Source organism: Ruegeria sp. AM9 (genome assembly GCF_056540565.1).
Window position 1 is genome coordinate 1 of record NZ_JBQFWY010000044.1, and the last position, 860, is coordinate 860.

An 860-nucleotide genomic window follows, 5' to 3' on the forward strand; every position below is an offset into this window, starting at 1 on the left:
ACGCTGACCGCAGCGATCACCAAGTATTTCGGTGACTTCAAAGCGTATGACCAAATCGACGGTGCGCCGGAAGAGAAAGCGCGCGGCATCACCATCTCGACCGCCCACGTGGAATACGAGACCGACAACCGCCACTACGCGCACGTTGACTGCCCCGGCCACGCCGACTACGTCAAGAACATGATCACCGGTGCGGCGCAGATGGACGGCGCGATCCTGGTTGTGAACGCAGCTGACGGCCCGATGCCCCAAACGCGTGAGCACATCCTGCTGGGCCGCCAGGTTGGCATCCCGAAGATGGTCGTGTTCCTGAACAAAGTTGACCAGGTTGACGACGAAGAGCTGTTGGAACTGGTTGAGATGGAAGTTCGCGAACTGCTGTCCAGCTACGAATACCCCGGCGACGATATTCCGATCGTTGCAGGTTCGGCTCTGGCCGCGATGGAAGGCAACAACCCGGAAATCGGGGAAGAGAAGATCAAGGAACTGATGGCGGCTGTTGATGAGTACATCGACACCCCTGAGCGTGCTGTTGACCAGCCGTTCCTGATGCCGATCGAAGACGTGTTCTCGATCTCGGGCCGTGGTACCGTTGTGACCGGTCGTGTCGAGCGTGGCGTGATCAACGTTGGCGACGAGATCGAAATCGTCGGCATTCGCGACACTTCGAAAACCACCTGCACCGGCGTTGAAATGTTCCGCAAGCTGCTGGACCGCGGTGAAGCGGGCGACAACATCGGCGCCCTGCTGCGTGGTGTTGACCGTGAAGGCGTTGAGCGTGGCCAGGTTCTGTGTAAGCCGGGTTCGGTTACACCGCACACCAAGTTCGAAGCCGAAGCCTACATCCTGACCAAGGAAGA

The 860-nt window shown here is 59.1% G+C and carries 1 protein-coding gene; it reads left to right on the plus strand.

Annotated features, from left to right (window positions below; all coding sequences use genetic code 11):
- On the plus strand, positions 1–860 hold an 860-nt coding region (locus ACR0DO_RS19485), incomplete at both ends, for an elongation factor Tu (protein ID WP_480561098.1).